The 23,639-nt window shown below is 54.4% G+C and carries 15 protein-coding genes and 1 tRNA gene; 7 read left to right on the forward strand and 9 right to left on the reverse strand.

Features of this window, described 5'->3' with window-relative positions; all coding sequences use genetic code 11:
* Positions 1–28 precede the first annotated feature (28 nt).
* Both BM382_RS08190 and BM382_RS08205 read left to right on the forward strand, forming a co-directional pair.
* Positions 29–697, forward strand: coding sequence for a M35 family metalloendopeptidase (locus BM382_RS08190; RefSeq protein ID WP_072442589.1), 669 nt, complete (start codon positions 29–31; stop codon positions 695–697).
* A gap of 1,548 nt (positions 698–2,245) precedes the next feature.
* On the forward strand, positions 2,246–9,772 hold the full coding sequence (locus BM382_RS08205; RefSeq protein WP_139187208.1) for a CHC2 zinc finger domain-containing protein: 7,527 nt from the start codon (positions 2,246–2,248) through the stop codon (positions 9,770–9,772).
* Positions 9,773–9,834: 62 nt separating this feature from the next.
* Here BM382_RS08205 and BM382_RS08210 read toward each other — a convergent pair whose 3' ends face one another.
* The 9 genes from BM382_RS08210 to BM382_RS08250 form a co-directional block, all read right to left on the reverse strand.
* Positions 9,835–10,698, reverse strand: a complete 864-nt coding sequence (locus BM382_RS08210; protein WP_239690406.1) for a coiled-coil domain-containing protein — start codon at positions 10,696–10,698, stop codon at positions 9,835–9,837.
* Positions 10,699–10,787: 89 nt separating this feature from the next.
* Entirely contained in the window at positions 10,788–13,676 is a 2,889-nt protein-coding gene (locus BM382_RS08215) for a DUF927 domain-containing protein (RefSeq protein WP_072442597.1), read from the reverse strand.
* Positions 13,673–13,942 (reverse strand): DUF3077 domain-containing protein, encoded by a 270-nt coding sequence (locus BM382_RS08220; protein WP_072442599.1) that lies wholly within the window; start codon positions 13,940–13,942, stop codon positions 13,673–13,675. Before BM382_RS08220 ends, BM382_RS08215 begins: the two co-directional genes overlap by 4 nt.
* Entirely contained in the window at positions 13,939–14,223 is a 285-nt protein-coding gene (locus BM382_RS08225) for a hypothetical protein (RefSeq protein ID WP_072442601.1), read from the reverse strand. Before BM382_RS08225 ends, BM382_RS08220 begins: the two co-directional genes overlap by 4 nt.
* Before the next feature lie 530 nt (positions 14,224–14,753).
* On the reverse strand, positions 14,754–15,059 hold the full coding sequence (locus BM382_RS08230) for a hypothetical protein (RefSeq protein ID WP_041774464.1): 306 nt from the start codon (positions 15,057–15,059) through the stop codon (positions 14,754–14,756).
* Positions 15,056–15,337 (reverse strand): AlpA family phage regulatory protein, encoded by a 282-nt coding sequence (locus BM382_RS08235; RefSeq protein WP_072442603.1) that lies wholly within the window; start codon positions 15,335–15,337, stop codon positions 15,056–15,058. The genes BM382_RS08230 and BM382_RS08235 overlap by 4 nt, the downstream gene beginning before the upstream one ends.
* A 90-nt stretch (positions 15,338–15,427) precedes the next feature.
* A complete protein-coding gene (locus BM382_RS32065) occupies positions 15,428–16,267 on the reverse strand; it encodes a hypothetical protein (protein WP_072442604.1) in 840 nt (279 codons plus the stop codon).
* Between the two features lie 282 nt (positions 16,268–16,549).
* Positions 16,550–17,791, reverse strand: coding sequence for a tyrosine-type recombinase/integrase (locus BM382_RS08245; RefSeq protein WP_072442605.1), 1,242 nt, complete (start codon positions 17,789–17,791; stop codon positions 16,550–16,552).
* A 164-nt stretch (positions 17,792–17,955) separates the two neighbouring features.
* Positions 17,956–18,040: transfer RNA gene (locus BM382_RS08250), tRNA-Leu, on the reverse strand.
* A gap of 108 nt (positions 18,041–18,148) precedes the next feature.
* On the opposite strand from BM382_RS08250, the gene queA reads away from it, so the two are divergent.
* The 5 genes from queA (at position 18,149) to secF (ending at position 23,584) form a co-directional block, all read left to right on the forward strand.
* Complete coding sequence (gene queA / locus BM382_RS08255) at positions 18,149–19,213, forward strand: tRNA preQ1(34) S-adenosylmethionine ribosyltransferase-isomerase QueA (protein WP_011063226.1); 1,065 nt, start codon at positions 18,149–18,151, stop codon at positions 19,211–19,213.
* A gap of 14 nt (positions 19,214–19,227) precedes the next feature.
* Positions 19,228–20,343, forward strand: coding sequence for a tRNA guanosine(34) transglycosylase Tgt (gene tgt, locus BM382_RS08260; protein ID WP_162470478.1), 1,116 nt, complete (start codon positions 19,228–19,230; stop codon positions 20,341–20,343).
* 47 nt (positions 20,344–20,390) lie between these two features.
* The gene (gene yajC / locus BM382_RS08265) at positions 20,391–20,729 is read left to right on the forward strand and encodes a preprotein translocase subunit YajC (protein WP_011063224.1); all 339 of its coding nucleotides are present in this window, start codon (positions 20,391–20,393) and stop codon (positions 20,727–20,729) included.
* Positions 20,730–20,791: 62 nt separating this feature from the next.
* On the forward strand, positions 20,792–22,660 hold the full coding sequence (secD, locus tag BM382_RS08270) for a protein translocase subunit SecD (protein ID WP_011063223.1): 1,869 nt from the start codon (positions 20,792–20,794) through the stop codon (positions 22,658–22,660).
* Between the two features lie 9 nt (positions 22,661–22,669).
* Positions 22,670–23,584: a protein translocase subunit SecF gene (gene secF, locus BM382_RS08275; RefSeq protein ID WP_053153604.1), complete on the forward strand. Its 915-nt coding sequence runs from the start codon at positions 22,670–22,672 to the stop codon at positions 23,582–23,584.
* The last annotated feature ends 55 nt before the right edge of the window (positions 23,585–23,639 follow it).

Raw genomic sequence — 23,639 nt, forward strand, 5'->3', positions numbered from 1 at the left:
TCGGAACCTGCATGGAAGGATGCTGAATATGGATACTGATACCGTTGTTCATTCAAGCCGCCGTCGTCTGGCGCGTCGCTGGCAAAGTCTGTTTCTGCTACTGGGCCTGGGTGCGCTGGCGCAATCGGCGCTCGCCATCAACGTGGCGTTTGACGGCTCCTGTGCCACCCAGGCTGACCGTACCGCGGTGAGCAATGCCGTGGCTGTCGCTACTACCTGGTCGACCAATGCCTACAACCAGGTCAACAACAATGAAGCGACCTTTCGCCGCAATCAGGATCTGGCCTACCGGACCTGGTTCGGTACCTTCAGCCAGGATCGCTACCAGCGGGTGCGTGCAGTGCTCGACGGGGTGCGTTTCAAGCTCAACAGTGGCAACACCCTGACGGCCTATTGCCGGGTCAACCCGAATGACCCTTGCGACGCGCCCGGGGATATCGCCGCCACCTACGTCAACGCCCGCGGGGACGTGCAGGCCTGGTTCTGCACGGCATTCTTTGCCCTGCCGCCGCGCGTGGGTTTCGATACCCAGGCCGGTACCGTGGTGCATGAACTGACCCATTCCATTGGCCACACCACCGATATCCCCGGCGCCTACGGCGTGGCGGGATCGCAGAACCTGGGAGCCAATCGCCCGAGCGACGCGGTGGAGAATGCCGACAACTACGAGTACTACGTGGAGGACTTGTACGACTGAGCAGGGCGGGGAAAGAGGCCCGCAACGGGAGGTGTGCGCCGTGCTGGCACTTTTCTGCAGGCGAAAAAAAAAGACCTTGGATTTCAAGGTCTTTTTCATGTTTGGTGCCCGAGGGAGACTGGAGTCTTCCATATAATCCGTGGCCTACAGCCGGATTAAATAGTTAGGGATACACACGGGGATACAGCTTGCTTGGGCCTATGATCGCACAATCGTAGTTTTAGGCATAAGCAACCCGTAGCCAGCCATGCACTCCCAGCAACCTAGCTGGTGTGACAAGGGTTGCAGCAGTAGTAGCAACCATTGATTCGCAGAGTTGGGTTTGCCGCTCGAGCGGCGTCTACAGCACCGATGCAGGTGAGATGACTTCCAAGTGGTACCTGGTTCTGCGGCTGCGGCATGAAACTGCATCCAATCGTCGTGTTGTGCACTTCATAGTCGCCGTTGGGTTGAACGTTTCTGTTCACGATAAATGATTGCATTTGCTAGTCCTCGCTTCCGTGTGTCGGATCGGTAATGACTCAAAATTTTTAGCCATATCTGTTGTGCTGGTTGAGCATGATGACCAGCAGGGTTGGAGGTTAGCTGGGGGATGGCAGAAAGCAATCAGTCGCAGAAATGCCGCCGGGGACCCTGGAAGTATCTGAAGGACACGGGGTCGGAAACCCGCGAGATCTTGGTAGCGACAGTTCCTCGAGCTTACTGAAATTTCGACGTTGAAATTGAAAGGATATTGAAGAGAAAAGGGCATCGTTACCGCAACGGTAAAGGTGGGCCATTGTGTGGTTAATAGCGAACGATTGAGCCCGCTCAACCTTGGGGATGGTGTCAACCTGTCAACCAACGTAGAAAACTCAGCCGCTAACCAGGTGCGGCGGGTTTCCGACCCCGTGTCCGTATGCATGAGTCAGGGGCCCCAGCCTATTTTTTAGGGCTCGAACATACCATGTCGTTTTAGAGCCGACGGAGAATCGTCGTTCGCTGAAGGCGCTTTATAGAAAGGGGAGTGGGGGGCTGCGTTCTCTAAGAAAACGATGTAACAGGTGTAACTGGTGTAACGTATAGTCTTAACTTATTGTATTTATTGAGAAAAATACGCGTAACACGGTTTTGTGAGTGTTCTCACTACGCGTGTAACAAAGCTCAACTGTGTAACACTGAATTACCTCAAGCAAAGTCCTTGCAGGCTGCTCGTAAGAGTTAATTGAGGATTAGATGAACCACAGGTTTCGACTACATATCCTCTTTTTCGAGTGTGGAAGCGACCGTGGTGAGATGATTCAAGTGATTTCAAGCATGAGCCATGCTGCTAATGTTTGATTGCAAAGCCGAAGCTCGGGAGCTACGTTGTGATGCGGCGCCGAGAGCAGGCGGTATCTTCTTCCGATTTATGCCGACACACGCCGAAAACGACGCGGTGAAGAACGATGAGATAAGACGTCAAGAATACTACGCTGGAAGCGGGAGGATTCTCCCGTGTAGGTATGTCAAAGTTCGATAGCTTCATTACATACTTTGCTGTGGATAATTTTAAGAAGGGAAGAAAAATTGCCTAGGATTGACTACGAAAAACTGCTTCAGAATGTCTCTATTGAAGATATAGCCAATCGTCTAGGCATGACGCTTAAGAAAACGGCTGTGAATCAATTCAAAGCTCTATGCCCTTTTCATGATGATAAAACACCCTCTCTATTAATAGACGCTAGACGAGATAGCGGTAGGCAGCATTTCTATTGCTTTTCTTGCGGAGCGCATGGGGACGCCATTGATCTAGTTAAGGAAAAGCTGAATCTTGGTTTCAAAGATGCAGTCGAATGGCTTTCCCCTAGCACGTCGATTGCCCGTAGTGGGGGGCGAAATAAATTAATTGAGAGAAATAGCACTGCCCCTGCTGTTGATCTTTCAGCGCTTCAGTTTGGATACAATTTATACAAAAAGGGAGCAGATCATGCTGCACTAGATGCTTGGATCAATGAGCGTCGACTTGATGCTACTGTTATAAAGCGCGCCGGTTTTGTGTACGCGCCACGTAATTTTTTATCCCGAGCGCTTGAGACAGAAACCAACCGATCTGTCAGGCGCGAATACACTGGCGACTTAGAGGATGCGTTTCTCATCCGGAAGTTGATTCCAGGAGTAACTGCAGAGATGCACCTGCCGTTGAATTCCGGTAGTGAGTCAATAAATAGGTATAGTGACTTTTTTATAGCGGACCGAGTAATATTTCCAATCCATGATGAAAAAGGTCAGTTGCTAGGATTGGCGGGCCGAGCTTCGAGAAGTGCTGCTGGATCAACAGTGCCGAAGTACCAATTCACGCGTGAATTTCCTAAGTCAACCGTGCTATATCGAGCAGACTTCGCCTTCAAGCTTGTGAGAAGTGAGGCGAAGAAAGGTAATAAGAACATAGTCGTTTATTTGTGTGAGGGATTTCTTGATGCACTTCGGTTTGAAAGTCTCGGGTTTCCTGCTGTTGCAATCATGGGAAGCTCAATTAGCGAGCCTCAGGTCAGGCTTCTTCAAGCTTTAAGTGAGTCCCTACCAAAGGCTACGACTTTAACTGTTGTTGTTAGTTTCGATAGGGATGAGGCCGGCTTGCGGGGCGCGGCAGATGCGTGCTTGAAGCTCATGAATGCTCCAGTCGAGTGTGCCTTCCTATGGCCGACGGATCTCCAGCTTAAAGAAATTGGCGTCAGTAGTGAAAGCAGAAAAGATCCAAACGACTATCTTGAGCTTTGCTCCGGAGAGTCAGCGAAAATTTTATTACAGAGCGCAACATATCCGCCCCATCTTTCCATTCTCGCATACTCCTTTAGTACTACTGCTGAGGATATTTTAGATGAAGATGTATGGGGTGCAGCGCCGCGGACTCGTAGATTTAGGGCCTTCAGTCAAGCCTTTAGTCAGATCGAAAAATCGATAGGGTCTGATTCCAAGGAGTATCTTCTGCGGTCGCTTTCACACACTGACTCATCAAATAACATTCCTGTTTTTGCAGAGTGGCTGAGCTTCATTAGTGAGTCTGCCTCTGAAATTAATAAGTCGTATTCTGATGATTTTCTAAACAATGCAGGCGCACGTCTTAACCACTCTCGCATACTTGCATACATGGGGTCGAGACGAGGTGAACTTCCGTGTGATGAACCGCGTTGGGAACGTTTAGATATTGCCGCTACAGCGTTCAATACATTGTTGACGGATCGCTTGAAAAACATACGAGCCAGTGGGCCAATCGGTACTTATAACGCAGTCTGGGTGCCTCGGTCTTTCGGTGGTTCAGAGTTTAGGTTGAAGATTATGCCTCTCCCTGAGGACTTGATTGTTCAACAGTATCTACTAAACGAGATTCTTACTGAGCGTTGGGATCATGAAGGTTTTACTGATTTCCCGTTTAGCAGGAGAATACCTGCGGTACGCTACTATCGAGAGAGTCGCAGAACAGTTACTACGGGCTTCGATATCAAAGGTGACGGAAATGGCGAAGCATTAACTTCGCAGACTCTCAGTTTTGCCTATCAGATCGACATGGATGTACTTGAAGGGCGTCAGCCTGCAACAGATCAAGGGATGTATCGTCCGTACGCTGAGTGTTGGCGTGATTTTATGGCCTCCTTAACCAAGCAGGCCACAGATATTGGATATGTTTACTCAATAAGGTTAGATGTAAAAAGGTATTATGATCGTCTTCGGCGATATGTCGTTCGCGATCGATTGCTAGCACCGCTTCAATCTGCAATATCATCGGTCTCTGATAATACTCCAGAGTTCGCAGAGCTACTTAAATTTGATACGCAAAACCCAAATGCTCCTGCCAAAGCAGCTTTTGTTCTTGATAGGCTTGACGAGCATCTATTTGGTGTAAATTACGCAAGGCCTGATACGGGGCTTAGTGAAGAGACTAATCCTTTAATGGGGATTCCACAGGGGCCAGTATTATCTGCCTGGATTGGTTCAGTAGCTTTGTTTCCAATCGATGAAGAAGCTTATCGCTTCATGTCCGCGCTAAATGTTGATTCCAAGCGCGTTGGTTATGCTCGATATGTGGATGATATCGTGCTACTCGCAGATGATCCGGAGACTTTGGCTCACTTGAGGGAGGCTGTTGATCGGTGTGCCCGTAAGCTTGAACTGACGCTCCTTGCGAAGGCTGACGAAATTCCGGCGATGAGCGCCGAGGATTTTGCTACATATATTAATCAAGGAAGAGCTCTTGCTGCCTATGGACCAGCATGGGAGCCACCGTTAGTCGGTGATGGTGAGTCAGGTTGGGATTTCTGGTCTGCGGCACCAGCAACTGATCGTCAGTCAGCTTTGCATTTACTGCATAACGTAGAACTATACAAGGCATCTAAATCAACACTCTTGCAAACTGTTAAAACTGCGTTTCAGGCACCAGACCTTCGTGCATCAGAGCTACCCAAGGCTGCAAGATTAATTTGGTACTCAATTGCTGTAGAGCAACTTGGGAGTATTGAGGCTGCTGAGGTTTTTTCTCAATATATAGAAACTTGGGATCACTGCGTGCACGATGCAGCTTGGAGCCTTCGACCTGAGGAAAATGAGTGGGAATCACCCGTTTTGTTCGCGCTCGAAGGCCTCGAACATTTAATTGACAAGCAGGCTCGCGATATTGCGGAACTTTCCGCTGAAGAGAACGCACTAAGACGACGTCGTATTGCATGGCTTGCTGATCTAGTCTTAAGCACGGCATTCGAAGCCTATGTGTTTAATTCAACACCAGGTCCTCAGCATCAACTTGATGTGCGTTTGGAGCTTGTGCGCTGGAAAGCAGCGCGGCTTCTGGGGCGGCATAAAAACTCAGAAGCACATCTACACGTAGAACGATCTAAACTGGTACAAGTCTGGCAACCATTTGAGTGGATGCATGAAGCAGTAGCATTGCTTTCAGATGCAGACCAATCAGCAGAAGATCCACTAACTCCTTTTGTCGCCCCAACTGAAGATCATGTGCGGAAGGGCACAATTTCAGGTTTCGCCGCCGATGTGTTTATTGCATTACTACCGGGAGACGATATTCGTTCAAAGTTTTTAAATGATGGAAGTCAATCGGCGGCGATAAATATTGCTTTGCAAACCATTGTTAGCATTGTTTCGAAAGAGCAGCTGCCAGTGTGCTTGAGTCGACGTAATCACCTCATATGGAACACCACAAAAACTAATGTCGTGAATCGGCTAATACTTCCACCTTTGCCAGGTATTAAAACGTACCGTCTTTTGTCATGTCTAGGAAGCAGTGCAAGCGAAGATGGAACGGTATTAGTAGATGCAATCGAGGCTCTCGATTTTTCTGCTGTGGCTGCCGCTCCGGCCTTTATCGGTGCAGATAATGGTAGCGTAGTCCGGTTACTGAATACTGAGTGGATGTCTGTACCGCTAGCTGGCTCTCTGACTCGGCTTCGGAGCGATTTGCCAGCGGAAGATTATATTAATCTGCGCGAGCGGGTCCTACCAGTAAACATCAACGTGTCCACCGAGACTTTAAAGCTTGCTGCGAAATTGTTCAGATCAGTTGCACAAGTGGTCATTTCCTATTCGGAGAATAATGAGGGCAAAGAACTGGTTCCTGCGTGGCCCTACATTGCAACTGATCTCAATAAGCAGATGTATTATCTAATCGCAGAGGGAGTATCACGAGATGAGCTCGGTAACAGAGCTTTTGTACGTGATGGCGGAAGAGCTTTGCGGACGGCTGAAGTACCTATCTATGAAGCAAGTCTTTGGAGGGTCGGCGTTGCGATTTCAGATTATCTGGGCCTTTATGACGATGTCTCCAAATTTGGCGATGCTGAATCGGATGTTGCACTTGACGCTGTAGCACTAACAAACCCTGCTCGATACGTTCTTCGAGCGCAACTTCGTAAACTTCGAGGAGCGTATGCTGACTCCCAAATAAGCAAAAGAAGAAGTGATGATGGTTTATTGCCTGCCACTGTCAATCGCTCTCTGCGCTTGTTAGAAACATTTCCAGAGCAACTAGAAGACTCTCTAGATCCGATTCTTTATGTCCTCGCCTCGGAAGCTGAGTCGGCAGGCATGTACCTGGCATTTCGCGAGAGTTGGAAAAGCAGTGATGCCGCGTCATTTTTGGTACTGTTAACAAACAAAGTTCTAGGGCGCTTACCTCTATCAGTTAGTCAAGTGCTTGCAGTAAGTGATGAAGGGTGTACCGGTGTAAGGCGTGATCTCTTTGGTTTACTGTGTTTTTCTAAACGGCTGTTTTCTGTTTCAATGGAGTCCTCGGTCTCTGAAATTCCATCATGGAAGGCATTGCGTGCAGGTGTTATCAGCACAGGTATAAACGTGGCTTTTGAAGGGCTGATTGCTTCTCTACGAAGCCATGGGGCATTTGAACGGTATGAGAATTTTGATTTTCCAGAGGCTTGGGGTATTCCTTCAGCTCCGCCTCATCTCTTGGAGGAAAAATCAGCCTCAGACAATGCTATCCAATCAAACAGCAAGGTCTTATTGATTGAACAATGTCGTAGGTTAGTACAGCATCTTGGACATCGATTGGTTCAAGATAATTTAGAGCGGCTATCTGACTCCCTATGTGAGCAATTAGGGATAATTGCTAAGGCACTTGCTTCAATTGACTATCATGATAACGAGGCCGACTCTTTTCTCGAGTGGCCATTTGAAATGTTGAGTGATAATTGTTTGGGGTTGCTCAATCTGGAGTTGCTAGAGTCTGTTGTGTTGCTGGTTAGAAGGATAGATGAAGAGCTTGGTTTTGAGTCAATAACAGTAGTCGAGAAGTCTTATGGTTATAATCCTCAGACAAAGCGCTTCACCGATTCAAGAAACGGAGTCAGGGATGTCACTTCGTGGATGATCTCCCAGTTTCCCCGGTTCTCTAAGCATATTGAAGAAGTAACTCATGATGGGCGATTTTTGCGAGTTTGGTCAGAAATTTTTGATCGTGAGAGTGGCAAACTTTTATCTGTCTCCGCGCTTGGTGAGCCATTTGCTTCGATCGCTATTATTAAGCCAGGTATTGATACTTCTCTCCAGGTTGAAGTGGTTGAGGAAGAAAATGGAAGTGGCTCAGTACCAGCGATAAGGGAGGAGGATTATGAATTTCACACAGATTCCATAACTGGGGCTGTCGGGATCAATTCGCCGTCTGTTTTTCCCTTGCCACGAGCTTCCATGTCAACTAATAGTGTTCATGGTGATGAGGAAGGTGCGGTAGGTGGTTTAGTTGAGGATGCTTTATTAGAATTTAAAAATTCACCTTCCAGCAATGCTGATATTCCTGTGGGAAACGTGGTTGAGCACGGTCTGGGCCGCGACGCTAATGCATTTAGAAAACAGCAGGCAGAGCAGTGGACTCGGCGCGGTGAAGCTTGCAAGCCCAGAGGGCTGGTTCGTATTGCATTGCTTCAGGCTGACTTTGATTTGACGTATCAGCACCCTTTCGTCGAGGCTTGCCCGACGCATTGGCCTTTTGGTTCAAAGGTCAATGAGGGTATCTCCTTGAATCTAAAGGTTAATGCTGACTCGAAATATGGGCGATTGCTGAATGCCGCAGAAAGGCACGATACCGCACATATGTGGACAAAATTAGAATCTCTGCCTAGTTGGTCAGAACACCGCCGTCGCTCGATTCTGAAACGTGTCGTGGATACATGTCAAAATTTCGGGGTGGACTTGCTTGTTCTTCCTGAATACTCCGTAAGACGTGAGACAGTTGAGTGGTTGAAAACGTATATCATAAATAAAGGTGTTTCGGTTTTGGCTGGGACGTACATTAATATATGTGATAAGTCTGATGAAAATCACTTGTCTGCTCCACTGACGTTGCTCTGGCCTTTGCCTAAATCGGCGTCGAAAGTGTTTCTTGCTTCCCTGCGGAAGAAAAAATTGGGTTCCGATAAAGACTATGATGCGTTACAGCGGGGGCATGTTCTTGAGTTCTCGAGAAATAAAAAATATCGCTCTATCGCATTAGAAGAATTTTTTCGACCGTCTGCTTTACCGTTGAAGCCCTTATTTAATTCAGGGGAACTCGCAAGCAAACTAGAAAGTGTTATCGGATTCGAGCCGTCGGCCGATGTTATTACTCATCTATTCACAGAGGCAAAGCTCCCTCTCAAGTATCTTTTGGAATTAATATGCTCTGAGGCTTTCTTGGTCTCCAGTCCGGCTAATTACATTCAAATGGGGGAGGACCTTAAGGCAATGTGGCGTAGATTTGGCCGGCCAGCGGAAATTGATGAGGTTTTTAGCGATCTTAAGGCATTGTCCGAGAAACTCTCGATCACTGGTAATGGGGCTGAGGCACGAAGATCAATTCTCGCGGTACCTGCAGCCACATCGCGTTCTGCCGACTATTGGTTCGCTGGACAGTCCGGATTCTTGGCTGCGGGTACAACAACGGTATTCTGCAATAGTATAGATGGTAAAACTCTCGTAGGTGGGAGCTGTTTTATCGGGCAGGGAAGTTGGAAGTCTGAAGAGACTACAATGGGTTATCTTGCCAAGATAACTCCTTATCACGGATGGTCTAAGGGGATTTATTACAACAATAGAGATGATGCTTTAAGTAAGAATGATCAAGCATTGGTGATTGCAGACGTGGATCCGCATAATATGCTCGAAGGTAAACCTCGTGCTCAGACGATGCCGTCTCCACTTCAGCTTGTAGCTTATTTGCCTTTGGTCGAGTCTATTGACTGGGAACGTACGCAATCAAATTTACTTAAAGTTCTTTCCATTTCCCTACCCGAAAGCGTTCTTGCTTCAAAAGAAAAAAGCAAAAAGCGTCCGCAAGACGAGGGTGAATTCTGGAAGGCGGTTGGGCGATCCAAAGACACGCTTGATGAGACAAATCTTGGTGACCTGTGGCGGAAATTTCCCGATGCGACTCCGCTTTTGTCTCGCGCAAAGGCTCATCATAATAATGGGGATATGCAACCGAACGCACCAAAAGGCTCTCTTGGGCTATTCGCCGCGCCTGCATTTTATGACTGGATCGATGTGAGTTTAACGTTGACGGAGCATCAGGAACTTCCATCAATCGCTGTCCACCCATGGAAGGCCCCCGAAGATTAAGTGCCTGTTGCGATACCTTGCAACCGAATATAAAACAGCCCGCGAATGCGGGCTGTTTTGGGTTAGGCTGCGAGTAGATCGGCTAAAGAAATTTCACGTGCGGCAGATGCCAGATCGGAATGAGCAAGGCTTGAATGAAACGGACCGAACCGTGGTACGTCGAGTCTGGATAGAGCATCCCCGATCCCACCTTTCTGATAGCTGACGGCAAGTATCCGTGCGCCTATAGCTATGAGTTGATCTGTAACGGCATTCCACTCTTCGTCTAACGTAAGCCCTACAGCCCTCAGGGCCGCATTTTTGGCTTCGTCTGCTCGCTGCTTGGCGTTTGAGATTTGCGTTTCAAGGGAGTCAAGTTCCGCCTGTAAAGCCACGAGGATGAGCTCCTGCCTTCTAACGTGCTCATCTGTGGTTGCGAGTTGCTTGGCCGCCTTCTGAATTTCACCGTTGGCAGCTTTCTCGCCTTCGCTGTCGCCACTGGCGAGACTTCTGGCATACAGACTCGCAGCGTCTCTTTCTGCTTGCTGCGCTTTTTCCAGGGATTGCTCCGCATCCGTCTGAATCGTCAGAAGGCGCTCATTCAAGTGCGACTGTGTCCGTTCTAACGCTTCGACCTCAGCAGCAGTTTCGGACATGGTTTGGATCGACTGCGATTTGATCTCGTCAACCTGCTCCATGCGTTCTAAGTACGCGATCTTTTTATCGATACGTTCAATTTCGGATGGGATGTCTCGTAAGCGGCTGTTGGCAGATGATAGTCGCTCCATAGCTTCACGCCCCTCAGGGCTTCCTATCATGTTGCCGTTCGGGCTGTAGTTGCTGGGGGCGTTGCGCCATTCGGCCTCCAGAACAGTAAGACTGTTTTCGATGGTTTCGCGCTCAGCGACCAGAGCGGCTCGTTGCTGTTTCAATTCATTCATTTTCATGTTTATGGTCCGTGATGAGATTTGATTACGTTGATTTGGCTGGCGAGGCCGGGAGTGAGCCGGCGTTACCTCGATTAGCTGAGATGCCCTCAGGCAGCCCGAGCCTCGCTGTTATCCGTTCCCGGAATTGCCTTCACGATGTAGCAGCGCTGTTGGCCTAAGCCGGGCAATCGCACCAGACTCGATGCCTTGCCGTCGCTGCTCGGCTCCAGCACACCGCGTTGCAAGAGTTCCTTGTTTACTGCGGTAAGGTTCATGCCCCGGAATATCTCCGAGCGCCAGGCCTCGGTCAGCACGTAATAAGTGTTGGTGGTATGCATGGTGTCGCCCATGCCGTGTTCCATGGTCTTGCGAAAACCCAGGCGGTCGATGGTGCGGGGGCCGTGTTCATCGATCTTGGCGGCAGTGGACTCCCATCGCGTGAACCGGCTTTCTCCGAAGCGCTCGATCACCTGGCGTAGTCGGGCCATGATGGCTTCGCCCTCCAGGTTGCCCGCGCCACCCCGTTCAGCCAGCCATCCATGCAAGCAAACCCGGGCAGCAGTCGTGGCAGTGCCATCCGGCCAGCCGGTGACACCAAAGGCTGTCGCCAACTCGCCCGCCGCAGCGGCGAGGCCGAAGCGCAGGGCCGCACGTTGAGCTTGACCGCTGGCCGTGGCGGGTAGGTTTTGGGTGATGAATTGATCCAGGGTGCGACGAACGATCATCGACCACCTCAGCATCTCGCCGGGCTCACTCAGGGCTTTCAGGAAGGCGGTGAGGGGCGTGCCGTAGAACTTGGCTACGCGAGCCTTGAGCGCATCGGAGAGGGCGGCGGCATCCTCAAAACCGTTCAGCACATCAAACATGCCGAGCCCCTTGCTTGCGTCCGCTGGCACGGCAAGCATGCGGACCTCCATACCGGCTTTCAGCTCCTTGTTGGCCTCGGCCATGTGCTGCGCCAAAGTCTTTTCGCCGGTCGAGAGAAACAGCAAGCGCCACTCCTGCACCTGTCGGCCCGCTTGTCCTCGATCATTGGCCCGGGCTTTACCTGTGCCGTTGCCGAGCATGTAGACCGTCTCGCCAATGATGCGGGCGTCGCACATGCCGATTTCATCCAGCACCAGAAGCCCGTCTGAGTGCGCGGCGGCGATGGACTCCAGAGCGTTGTCTGTAGAGCGCCACGAACGCACCAGGCGCGGGCCGCCATAAACCGAGGCGGCTACCTGCAAGTGGGTGGTTTTGCCGCCCGAGCTGTCGCCGTAGAAGTGGAAGCCGCCCGACTCATGGCCCAGCAAGTTCAGCAGAGGGCCCGCAAAGGCCACACTAACGACAAACGCTAAGCGGTGATTGCCAACGCACAGGGCCCCGATCTGCTGCTGCCATTGCTCCAGGGAGCCCGCCTCGCTGATCGGCGGGAGCTGGGCACCGGCCTCGTAGAAGTGCAGGTGTTCTTCGTGCGATCCAATCTGTTGCTCGGGCAAAAGGAAGGCGTTGCCGTGCCAGCCCAGTCGCGTCACCAGACGGGCCCGCTGTGCGCTGTCAAAGCCGCCGAGGTAGCTCTGCAAGTCGTTGCGTGCGTTACGTCCCGAACGGCTTCCGGCGAGACGTAAGCCCATGTCCACCAAGGGGCCTAGAACGTCTTTACCGAAGTCGCCGGTCATGGTCCTGGCCGGAATGTTCCAGCGTTTCTTGGCGCCGTCTGGATCGTCGAACTCGACCAGCAGGCCCCAGTTATGGCCCTTCTCGTCACGGGTGCGGGCGATGATTTCCAGGGGTGAGCACACCGGGCGTGCCTCACCATCATCACCGGCATAAAACACCCCTTCGGGCGTCAGGCGGAAGCCACTGGGCATCAGGTCATTTTTCGATTTCGCCGGGCGCTTGGTCGCTGTCTTTGTCTTGATGGGCTCCTCTGTTTTTTCGTCCGCCGTGTTCACGAAAAACTCACCGCTGCGCACCAGCTCGGCAACGTGGTCAGCGGTCCAGCCCTTGGTCAGTGCGTCGGCAGCGTCGTCGCCTTCTAGCCACTTGCCGCCTTTAGCGAATGAGGGATTGCCGTCCTTGGTGGTGGGCTTGCGCTTGAACACCTCAAGTGACACTCGCTGTACTGACTCCGCGCCCAGTTCAAGCAGCTTCGGCTCGATGGCGTCCATGCACGCTTTACCGCTGACATCGTTGTCCGGCCAGAGCAGCACCGACCGCCCTTTGAGCGGCAACAGGTCGGCCTTGTGCCAGGAGTTCGAACCGTTCGGCCAGCAGGTGGCCACGTACTCAGACATCAACCCAGTGGCGGCGTCTGCGGCCTTCTCGCCTTCACACAGCACCACCGGGGCGTCGATACGCTGGGCCAATTCATCCAGGCGCAGCAAGGGGCGTGGTTCAGGCAGGCCCTGCCAGCGCCATTGAGTTGTTTGGCCATCGGAGCGTTTGCACCAGGTCAGCGGGGCAAAGACCTTTCTCGGCTTACCGTCTTCGTCCGGACCCAGGTCGAAGCGATACAGCACCATGACCGGCTGACCTTGAGCGTCGCGGTAGATCCACACCTTGGATGGTGCGCCGTGTTGTCGGTGTTTGGCCGGGCACTTGCTCATGGCCTCTGCTGGGATTGGCTGGATGGCGATCCACTCGGGCGACTTACTTTTGGCCGGTGTGGGTTTGGCCTGAGCTGTTCCAGCAGAAACGCTCAGCAGCTCCGCGAGCTTGTTGCAGGCTTCCACATCTGTGCCACCGTCGAGGTAGCGCACCAGGTCAATCAGGTCGCCGCCCTTGTCGCCGGTGGCAAAGTCCGCCCAGGTACCTTTGCTCAGGTTGACCTTGAGTGAGCCAGCGCGCTTGTCGGTGCGCGTGGGGTTCGGTGCGGTGTATTCCTTGCCTCCGTCTACGCGTTTGCCGTTGGGCAGCCAGTGGGCCAGCACGCGGCCAATGTCCTTGAGAGCGGCGCTTTTTACGTCGGCAAAGCTGGGCCGTTTTGAGGCGTTGCTGGTGCGTTGGGTCATTGCTCGGCCCTCGACACGAAGAGTGAGTCGTTCACATCGTCGAGGAGCGCCTTGGCCATCTCGCCGAGGTAGAGCGCACACCAGCTATAACGCTCGCCTTTATCGCTCATGGCCGCGTCAAGAGTGAGCTGGTTGCTGTAGTGCTGAAGGAGTGAAATCGTTTCGAGCGCGTCCTCGATCGACACTCCTGCATTGACTCGAAACAGGCATTGGCCGTTGGTGCTGCCGAAAAAAGATGCCCGGCCCAAGGTGGTTTGAGTGCTCATAGCGCACCGCCTTTCTGGTCCAGAGGAACAGAAGAAGCATCACCGTGCAGTGTGAGTGTTTTGATCAGGCCCAGGGTGCCGCGAACGTCCCAAATAACCGAGGCAATAACGTGATTGGAGAGACGTGACTGATCACCTTCGAAGTGATCTTCGAGCAGCGTCAGTACGGAGTCTGCACGCTCAATCGCGCAGGTGATGGCGTCGATAGGGATACCGGCTTCAACGTCATTGCTGACGCACAATAGGTCTTCGGGTAGGGCAAGGCTGCGCAGAGTGCTCATTGGGCACCCCCTGCGCTTTCCAGGGCGCGAGCCTTGGCCATGTGGGTGTTGTAGCGAGAAAGGCGTGTAGCGAGGCTGGAGTTGGCGTGTAAAGCGGCGAGAGCCATTGCCCTATGGGCAGCGGCGCGAATTTTGGACGGATTGAGGGCGTGCATGGGTGGAGCTCCTTTGTCTGGGGAGCTGCCACGATTTGCGGCCAAGCAAATTAGGGTGGCAGCTGTACGCGGGTTGGCCGACCGGGGACAAAGGATCCCGGCACACCCGAAGGTGTCCCGCGCACAGCCGCCATAACTCGAGGTAGCGGGCACAAAAAAAGCGCCTGCTATCGGATGGTGGGCGCCTGTGCGCCTCTGTCTGTTCGGACGGCCAAGTCCGGTCACTGAATTTGCAGTGACGGCCAGAGAGTAGCTCCCGATTTTTGAAAGTGCAACTGCAGTGATGGCTTGCAGATTGTTCAGGTGCGGCATAAATTGTTCGTGCATGTAGATTTACCTCAACGCCTCCGGATCGCCCCCGGGGGCGTTTTCATTTCAGGCATGAACTTCCCGGCGCAGGGAAAGCAGAGGAAGGAAGTCGCCCTCGATGCAGGAGCGTGCGTCTTCGTAGGCATCGATCTGCTGGCCTTCATCGACGATGACGGCGTGAGGGGGCATGCTGGGCAACGCGAGCGCGCACCAGGTGCCGTCAGCCCAACTCATCACGGCCACTACGTGGTTTCGTCTGGCCTGCTCGGTTCGGTAGCGCTCCAGGCGTTGCATGCATCGCGATGAAAAACCGATTTTTCGAAGCACGGAGAAGGGCTGCAGGACGGCTCGGTGAGCTATGCGCTTTTTCATGCGGCCACCTGATCGCGTGCTGCGATGCGTGCTCGTGCCCAGGCTTGTACTTCGGAGAGAACCCACGCAACGGGCGCGCCGCGAGCGTTGCTGTTGCTGAGCTTGACCGGCTGCGGGAAACCACAGTCGGAGCGCTGCATGAGTTTGTAGATGGTCGAGCGCTTCATGCCTACGATGCCCTCAACTTCGCGCATGCGGATCAGGGTCGAGGCGGCATCAAACAATGAGGGGGCGTTGGCGGGTGCTTTGCGGGAAATTTCGGTTACGGAGGTTTTCATAGGTATTGCTCTCGCTTGATTTGGACTGGCGAGAGCAATGGTCTAGGGATTAATTAGTGGTGAGCAGTTCACTTCCAATTGAAATTTCAGTTACACCACGAAATTGCGTTTGAGAATGGCCTCAATGCTCTTGCGAGTCAGCGCTTTTTCGGTTTCGAGAGTGACCCACTCAGGGCGTTGTTTGGGTGGTTTGGCGACCTCACGCGTTAGCCAGGCATGCACCGCCGTTGCGACGTTACGTTCTGACATCCCTGCCGACAGGTAGTGACGTGACTGTTTTACTATCGCGGCATCTCGAGCGTTAGTTTCCTCGCTACGCTGCATGCTGCTGATGATTCCGCCTTTTTTGCGAATGGCGTTCTTAATCGCTCGGTCGGCAATGGGTCTCAGTTCATCGTCGCGTAGGCAGGGTAGGGAAGTGATCGGTTCCAGATAGAGTGCGTATTGATCCAGCGCATCGATGCGTATGTTTGGATCGACCTGCATCTCCACGAACTGACGGTAGAGGTCCCTGGGCCAGTCAGTGGGAGGTGCAGAGGCATGCGACCAAGCCTCTTGATCAACTGTTTGCATCCAGTTGGCTAATGTCCCCAGCGCTTTTATGGCGCAAGCCATGATGTACGCGGTATGCGCGTCGCGCTCCGAAGCGGACTCATGTTTGCTGTACTGACGGACCCAATGCGCGAGGCGTCCCCTAGTATCGGTTGAGGCATATTGAAAAATGGTCTCCTCGTGGATCGACGTATGGATGCACATGCTCGCGAGATCTCTATCGATATCATCGCGATGAATGCGCAGCCAGCACTGGTCGATCATGTGGCAGGCGTCAGCGATCTGTTCACGGCAGAGATCATAGAGCGGTTGTGCTGAGAGATATTTGAGCAGGCTGCGGCTTAACACCGAATGCAATGTGAGGTGGTGATCAACCATTGCCGAGTGTCTCAGGCGTTGTGTAACGAAGAGTCCCACGCCCTGTGCTTGAAGGGTGGAGCCAGCGAAAGTCGCGTGGTAGGCACGGTTGCAGACAGTTTGCCCGCAGCGCCAGGGCATTGATTTTGGCGTTACACGCCGAGGCCGCGTTACATCTGAGGTTCGCTAGGCTGTTCAACTGTGTAACGGTCGTGAAAGCCAATGAAACCGGGCGTTTGGCTATGGGCGTTACACGAGTAACACTAGTTACACCGCTTTTTGAGAGGGACAGGGTATGTACTCTCATACCGCCTTTCCAAACTGACCTTGGACCACATTGTCAGTCTCTAAGGCATCAAGGTGATCTGCATACCACTGCATCATCTGAATGCGTTGTTCAAGGTACTGGGCTTTGTTGTAGACCCCTGAGATTCCTTCCTCCTTATGGGCCAGCTGTGCCTCAACGTGCTCCTTGGGCCAGCCATGTTCTCGCAGCAGTGTGCTTGCTGTGTGCCGGGTACCGTGGCCCACGAGGCGGCCTTTATATCCGATGGTAGCGAAGACTTTGTTGATCGTGTTTTCACTGATAGTCGGGTTCTTGGCGCCCACTCCGGGGAACAGCCAGCGGCTGCGGCCAGTCAGGCAATGGAGTTCCTTTAGTGCGGCAATGGCTTGATGGGGTAGAGGGCACACGAAGTCTCGGCGCATCTTCATCTTTGCCGCAGGTGTCGTCCAAGTGGCCTTATCGAGGTCGAACTCTTTCCATTCAGCCAGGCGAACCATGCCCGGTCGTGAGGCTGTCCAGATGCAAAGCCATGCTGCTGTTCGTGCCGTCAGTCTGCTGGGGGTGTTTTTAAGTGCGGTGAGGAACTCGCCTAGCTCAGGTTCTAGTAGGTGCGGGTGCTGTTGAGTTTTTGGCGCTTGGGCAGCTATATCCCGAAGCCGGCTTCCCGGGTCGTTCTCGGTGAGCCCTAACCCGATAGCCCGCCCAAATATCTGGTTGATCCAGGTGCGGCACTTTTCCGCTACGTTGTGTGCATCTCGGGCTTCGATGGATGCTTGGAGTTCGGCGCAATCGGTACGGGTGATGTCGTCGAGCGGTTTGTCTCCCAGTGCCGGGAGAATGTCCTTGTCGAGGTAGGTGCGGATTTTGTTGAGCGTTGAGGGAGCCAGTCCCTTTTCTTCTTTTGCCTTTAGCCAGGCGTCAGCAGCTGCTCTGAAGGTTCGTGTCTTGGCTGCATCTATGGCGGCCTTGGCAGACCGCTTTTGCTCAAGGGGATCAATTCCGCTGCTTATGGTCTTGCGCAGTTCGGCGGCTTTTTCCCGGGCCAATGCACCGCTCACCTCGGGGTAACCCCCTAGCCCCATCCAGGCCCAATTGCCCGCAGGGCGTTTGTAACGGAGCTGCCAGGATTTACCACCATCAGGCTTGACCCTGAAGTACAGGCCATTTCCGTCAAGCTCGCGATACTCCTTTGCTTCAGGTTCCAGCCCTGTAAGCGTCGTGTCAGCGAGAGGGCGGCGCTTGATGTCTGCGCGCTTCATCCTTGTATCCCAAAGTTCGGTATTTTTCTCAGGATACAAGCAGGGATACAGGGATACAACGGATAGGGGGAGACTGGGGTAGATAGATAGGCACAAAAAAACCGGCCAAGTGGCCGGTTTCTTTGGGTCTGAGGGGCTGTTGGAGACTCTCAGATACTGCTGTTTGGTGCCCCGAGGGAGACTCGAACTCCCACTTCTTGCGAAAACGGATTTTGAATCCGCCGCGTCTACCAATTCCGCCATCAGGGCTCAATGGCGGCGAAGTATAGAGAGGCGCTTACCGTTGGTCAATCGGCTTTCATGGTCAATTTTTGCTTAATCCGCTAAACTTTCCGGCCCTGCTAGACGAACCCCATCATGCGCGTTGCTGACTTTACCTTCGAGCTTCCTGATTCGCTGATCGCCCGCCATCCACTGGCCGAGCGTCGCGGCAGCCGTCTGTTGACCCTGGATGGGCCAACCGGCGCCTTGGCCCACCGTCAATTCACTGATTTGCTTGAGCATTTGCGCCCGGGCGATCTGATGGTGTTCAACAATACCCGGGTGATTCCGGCACGTCTGTTCGGTCAGAAGGCTTCCGGCGGCAAGCTGGAAATCCTCGTCGAGCGGGTGCTGGACAGCCACCGTGTGCTGGCCCATGTGCGCTCCAGCAAGTCGCCCAAGCCTGGGTCGAAGATCCTCATCGACGGCGGTGGCGAAGCCGAGATGCTGGCGCGCCATGACACGCTCTTCGAGCTGGGCTTTGCCGAAGAAGTGCTGCCGCTGCTGGACCGGGTCGGGCACATGCCGTTGCCTCCTTATATAGACCGTCCGGATGAAGGCGCCGATCGCGAGCGTTACCAGACCGTGTACGCCCAGCGCCTGGGCGCGGTGGCGGCACCGACCGCAGGGCTGCATTTCGACCAGCCGCTGCTGGAGGCCATTGCCGCCAAGGGCGTGGAGACCGCGTTCGTCACCCTGCACGTGGGGGCTGGTACCTTCCAGCCGGTGAGGGTCGAGCGCATCGAAGATCACCATATGCACCATGAGTGGCTGGAAGTCGGCCAGGACGTGGTGGATGCAGTAGCTGCGTGCCGGGCTCGCGGTGGCCGGGTGGTGGCAGTGGGCACCACCAGCGTGCGCTCCCTGGAAAGCGCTGCGCGCGATGGCGTGCTCAAGCCGTTCAGTGGCGACACCGACATCTTTATCTACCCGGGCCGGCCGTTCCATGTGGTCGATGCCCTGGTGACCAACTTCCATCTGCCGGAATCCACGCTGTTGATGCTGGTTTCGGCGTTCGCCGGCTATCCCGAAACCATGGCCGCCTATCGCGCCGCGGTGGAAAATGGATACCGCTTTTTCAGCTACGGTGATGCGATGTTCATCACCCGTAATCCCGCGCCGACCGCTCCCAAGGATCTGGCCCCCGAGGAAACTGTATGAGTCGCACTTGTCGTATGTCCTTCGAGCTCCTGGCCACTGATGGCAAGGCTCGTCGCGGTCGCCTGACCTTCCCCCGCGGCACGGTGGAAACCCCGGCCTTCATGCCGGTGGGCACCTATGGCACGGTCAAGGGCATGCTGCCGCGGGATATCGTCGCTACCGGCGCCGAAATCATCCTCGGCAACACCTTCCACCTGTGGCTGCGCCCGGGTACGGAAGTGATCAAGGCCCACGGTGACCTGCATGATTTCATGCAGTGGAAAGGCCCGATTCTGACCGACTCCGGTGGCTTCCAGGTGTTCAGCCTGGGGGCCATGCGCAAGATCAAGGAAGAGGGCGTGACCTTCGCCTCGCCGGTGGACGGCGCCAAGGTGTTCATGGGCCCGGAAGAGTCGATGCAAGTGCAGCGCGACCTGGGTTCGGACATCGTGATGATCTTCGACGAATGCACGCCGTACCCGGCTGATGAAGACGTGGCGCGAATCTCCATGGAGCTGTCCCTGCGCTGGGCCCAGCGCTCGAAGAATGCCCACGGCGACAACACCGCGGCGCTGTTCGGTATCGTCCAGGGCGGCATGCACCAGGACCTGCGCATGCGTTCCCTGGAGGGCCTGGACAAAATCGGCTTCGACGGCCTGGCCATTGGTGGCCTGTCGGTGGGCGAGCCCAAGCATGAAATGATCAAGGTCCTGGACTACCTGCCAGGCCAGATGCCAGCCGACAAACCTCGTTACCTTATGGGAGTTGGCAAGCCGGAAGATCTGGTTGAGGGTGTGCGCCGCGGTGTGGACATGTTCGATTGCGTGATGCCAACCCGCAATGCCCGCAATGGGCATCTGTTCATCGATACAGGCGTGCTGAAGATCCGTAACGCGTTCCATCGCCATGATGATTCGCCGCTGGACCCAACTTGTGATTGCTACACCTGCCAGAACTTCTCCCGTGCTTATCTGCACCACTTGGACAAGTGTGGGGAAATGCTCGGGAGTATGCTCAATACCATCCATAATTTGCGCCATTACCAGCGTCTTATGGCTGGTTTGCGCGAGGCTATTCAACAAGGTACATTGGCCGCCTTTGTCGATTCCTTCTATGCCAAACGCGGGTTACCCGTGCCGCCTTTAGAATAAGTTCTAAAGACGTTAAGACACTAATTCTGAAATTATCGGAGTGTTAAATGAGCTTTTTGATCCCTGCCGCGTATGCGGACGCCGCTGCACCTGCCGCTGCTGGTCCTGCCGGCACTGGTTTCGAGTGGATTTTCCTGGTCGGCTTCCTGGTTATCTTCTATCTGATGATCTGGCGCCCACAGGCCAAGCGCGCCAAAGAGCAGAAGAACCTGCTGGGTAGCCTGCAGAAAGGCGACGAAGTTGTGACCACCGGCGGTATTGCCGGCAAGATCAACAAAGTGACCGACGACTTCGTGGTTCTGGAAGTGTCGGACTCCGTTGAACTGAAGTTCCAGAAGGGCGCGATCGCTGCCACGCTGCCAAAAGGCACGCTGAAAGCGATCTAAGTTTCATCTTTTACCAATCGACGGGGCGCGCAAGGCGCCCCGCGTCATAAACGGGCGGCGTGATGCTGAACAAATATCCTCTGTGGAAGTACCTACTGATCCTGGCGGTGCTGGCGATCGGTTTTATTTATTCCGCTCCCAATCTATACCCTGATGATCCGGCCATTCAGGTCAGCGGCGCGAGTACCGCGTTGCAGGTCACTCAGGCGGATCTGGATCGTGCGAGCAAAGCGCTCACCGACGCCGGCATCAACGTCAAGGCTTCTTCCATTGCCGCCAACGGCAAGGGTGGCCTGCTGCGCTTGACCAACAAGGAAGACCAGCTTCCGGCCAAGGATGTAGTGCGCAAGGCGCTGGGCGATGACTATGTGGTGGCGTTGAACCTGGCGCAAACCACTCCGCAATGGCTGCGCAACCTCGGTGCGCACCCGATGAAACTGGGTCTGGACTTGTCCGGTGGTGTGCACTTCCTGCTGGAAGTGGACATGGACAAAGCCCTCGACGCCCGCCTGAAAGTCTATGAAGGCGACGTCAAGAGCCTGCTGCGCAAAGAGCGCCTGCGCTATCGCAGCCTGCCGCAGCTCAATGGCGCCATCCAGCTGGGCTTCAGCGATGAAGACAGCCGTGAGCAGGCCCGTTCGCTGATCCGCAAGAACTTCAATGATTTCGATATCGTACCGGCCGACCTCAATGGCCAACCGGTGCTGCGTCTGGCGATGACCCCAGCCAAGCTGGCGGAAATCCGCGAATACTCCATCAAGCAGAACTTGACCACCGTGCGTAACCGGGTCAACGAGCTGGGTGTGGCCGAGCCTCTGGTTCAGCGCCAGGGTGCCAACCGTATCGTGGTTGAGCTGCCGGGCGTGCAGGACACCGCTGAAGCCAAGCGGATCCTGGGCAAGACCGCCAACCTGGAGTTCCGTCTGGCCGCCGAGCCGGGTGCTTCCAAGGCGACTTCCGAGTCCTTCGAATTCCGTGAGGGCAATCGTCCTCCAGCGCAGATCGAGCGTGGCCTGATCATCACCGGTGACCAGGTGACCGATGCCCAGGCTGGTTACGACGAGCATGGCCGCCCACAGGTGAACATCAAGCTTGATGGCCACGGTGGCGAGCTGATGAACCGTTCGACCCGCAGCAACGTCGGCCGCAGCATGGCGGTGATCTTCATCGAGCAGAAGCCGATCACCACCTATACCAAGCAGGTGGTCGACGGCGTCGAGAAGGACGTGCCGGTCCAGGCGTTCAAGGAAGAGAAGAAGATCATCAGCCTGGCGACCATTCAGTCGCCGCTGGGCAGTCAGTTCCGTATCACTGGCCTCAATGGCCAGGGCGAGTCCTCCGAACTGGCGCTGCTGTTGCGTGCCGGTGGTCTGGCGGCGCCGATGTACTTCGCTGAAGAGCGCACAATCGGTCCGAGCCTGGGTGCTGACAACATCACCAAGGGTATCGATGCGTCGCTGTGGGGCATGCTGTTCGTGTCGCTGTTCATCATCGCCATCTACCGCTTCTTCGGGGTGATCGCCACTGTGGCGCTGGCCTTGAACATGGTGTTGCTGCTGGCCCTGATGTCCCTGCTGGGGGCTACGCTGACCCTGCCGGGTATCGCCGGTATCGTGCTGACCATGGGCATGGCGGTGGACGCCAACGTGCTGATCTTCTCGCGGATACGTGAAGAGATCGCCGCCGGCATGACCGTGCAGCGAGCAATCAACGAAGGCTTCGGCCGGGCATTCACCGCGATTCTGGACTCCAACCTGACCACATTGCTGGTGGGTGGCATCCTCTTTGCCATGGGCACCGGCCCGGTCAAGGGCTTTGCGGTGACCATGTCCCTCGGGATCTTTACCTCGATGTTCACGGCCATCTGGCTGACCCGCGCGATGGTCAACCTGATCTTCGGCGGTCGTGACTTCAAGAAGTTGTGGATTTAAGGGGCTGCCATGTTACGTACTATTAACTTCATGGGCGTGCGCAACGTTGCGTTCGGCGTCACTGTGCTCCTTACCGTCCTGGCGTTGTTCAGCTGGTTCCATAAGGGCTTGAACTACGGTCTGGACTTCACCGGCGGTACGCTCATCGAGCTGACCTACGAACGTCCGGCAGACGTGATGAAGGTGCGTTCACAACTGAACGACGCCGGTTATCACGAAGCCATCGTGCAGAGCTTCGGTGCGACCACCGACCTGCTGGTGCGGATGCCGGGCGAAGACCCGCAGCTGGGCCACCAGGTGGCGGCCGCCCTGCAGAAGGTCGGTGGTGACAACCCGGCGCAGGTCAAGCGCGTCGAGTTCGTGGGTCCGCAGGTGGGTGAAGAGCTGCGCGACCAGGGTGGCCTCGGCATGCTCATGGCGCTGGGCGGCATCCTCATCTACCTGGCGTTCCGCTTCCAGTGGAAGTTCGCGGTCGGTGCCATCGTCTCGCTGATCCACGACGTGATCGTGACCGTGGGTATCCTGTCGTTTTTCCAGATCACCTTCGACCTGACGGTGCTGGCGGCGGTACTGGCGATCATCGGTTACTCGCTCAACGACACCATCGTGGTGTTCGACCGGGTGCGTGAGAACTTCCGTGTGCTGCGCAAGGCCAGTCTGATCGAGAACATCAACATCTCGACCACCCAGACCCTGCTGCGCACCATGGCCACTTCGATCTCCACCCTGCTGGCGATCGTGGCCCTGCTGTTCTTCGGTGGCGACAACCTGTGGGGCTTCTCCATCGCCCTGTTCGTCGGTGTATTGGCGGGTACCTACTCGTCGATCTACATCGCCAACGTGGTGCTGATCTGGCTGAACCTGAACAGTGAAGACCTGATTCCTCCGGCCAATACCGAGAAGGAAGTGGACGACCGTCCTTGATGGCCTGACCTGTTCCGGCTGTCAGTTAAAAAGGCGCGAGTGTTGAACTCGCGCC

The organism is Pseudomonas sp. NFPP25 (genome assembly GCF_900116505.1).
Taxonomy (GTDB): Bacteria; Pseudomonadota; Gammaproteobacteria; order Pseudomonadales; family Pseudomonadaceae; genus Aquipseudomonas; species Aquipseudomonas protegens.

Bases quoted from the DNA above. Each gene is read 5' to 3' on its own strand.
- BM382_RS08190 (WP_072442589.1), top strand. From the start codon at position 29: ATGGATACTGATACCGTTGTTCATTCAAGCCGCCGTCGTCTGGCGCGT.
- BM382_RS08210 (WP_239690406.1), bottom strand. From the start codon at position 10,698: ATGAAAATGAATGAATTGAAACAGCAACGAGCCGCTCTGGTCGCTGAG.
- BM382_RS08215 (WP_072442597.1), bottom strand. From the start codon at position 13,676: ATGACCCAACGCACCAGCAACGCCTCAAAACGGCCCAGCTTTGCCGAC.
- BM382_RS08220 (WP_072442599.1), bottom strand. From the start codon at position 13,942: ATGAGCACTCAAACCACCTTGGGCCGGGCATCTTTTTTCGGCAGCACC.
- BM382_RS08225 (WP_072442601.1), bottom strand. From the start codon at position 14,223: ATGAGCACTCTGCGCAGCCTTGCCCTACCCGAAGACCTATTGTGCGTC.
- BM382_RS08230 (WP_041774464.1), bottom strand. From the start codon at position 15,059: ATGAAAAAGCGCATAGCTCACCGAGCCGTCCTGCAGCCCTTCTCCGTG.
- BM382_RS08235 (WP_072442603.1), bottom strand. From the start codon at position 15,337: ATGAAAACCTCCGTAACCGAAATTTCCCGCAAAGCACCCGCCAACGCC.
- BM382_RS32065 (WP_072442604.1), bottom strand. From the start codon at position 16,267: ATGGTTGATCACCACCTCACATTGCATTCGGTGTTAAGCCGCAGCCTG.
- BM382_RS08245 (WP_072442605.1), bottom strand. From the start codon at position 17,791: ATGAAGCGCGCAGACATCAAGCGCCGCCCTCTCGCTGACACGACGCTT.
- queA (WP_011063226.1), top strand. From the start codon at position 18,149: ATGCGCGTTGCTGACTTTACCTTCGAGCTTCCTGATTCGCTGATCGCC.
- tgt (WP_162470478.1), top strand. From the start codon at position 19,228: ATGTCCTTCGAGCTCCTGGCCACTGATGGCAAGGCTCGTCGCGGTCGC.
- yajC (WP_011063224.1), top strand. From the start codon at position 20,391: ATGAGCTTTTTGATCCCTGCCGCGTATGCGGACGCCGCTGCACCTGCC.
- secD (WP_011063223.1), top strand. From the start codon at position 20,792: ATGCTGAACAAATATCCTCTGTGGAAGTACCTACTGATCCTGGCGGTG.
- secF (WP_053153604.1), top strand. From the start codon at position 22,670: ATGTTACGTACTATTAACTTCATGGGCGTGCGCAACGTTGCGTTCGGC.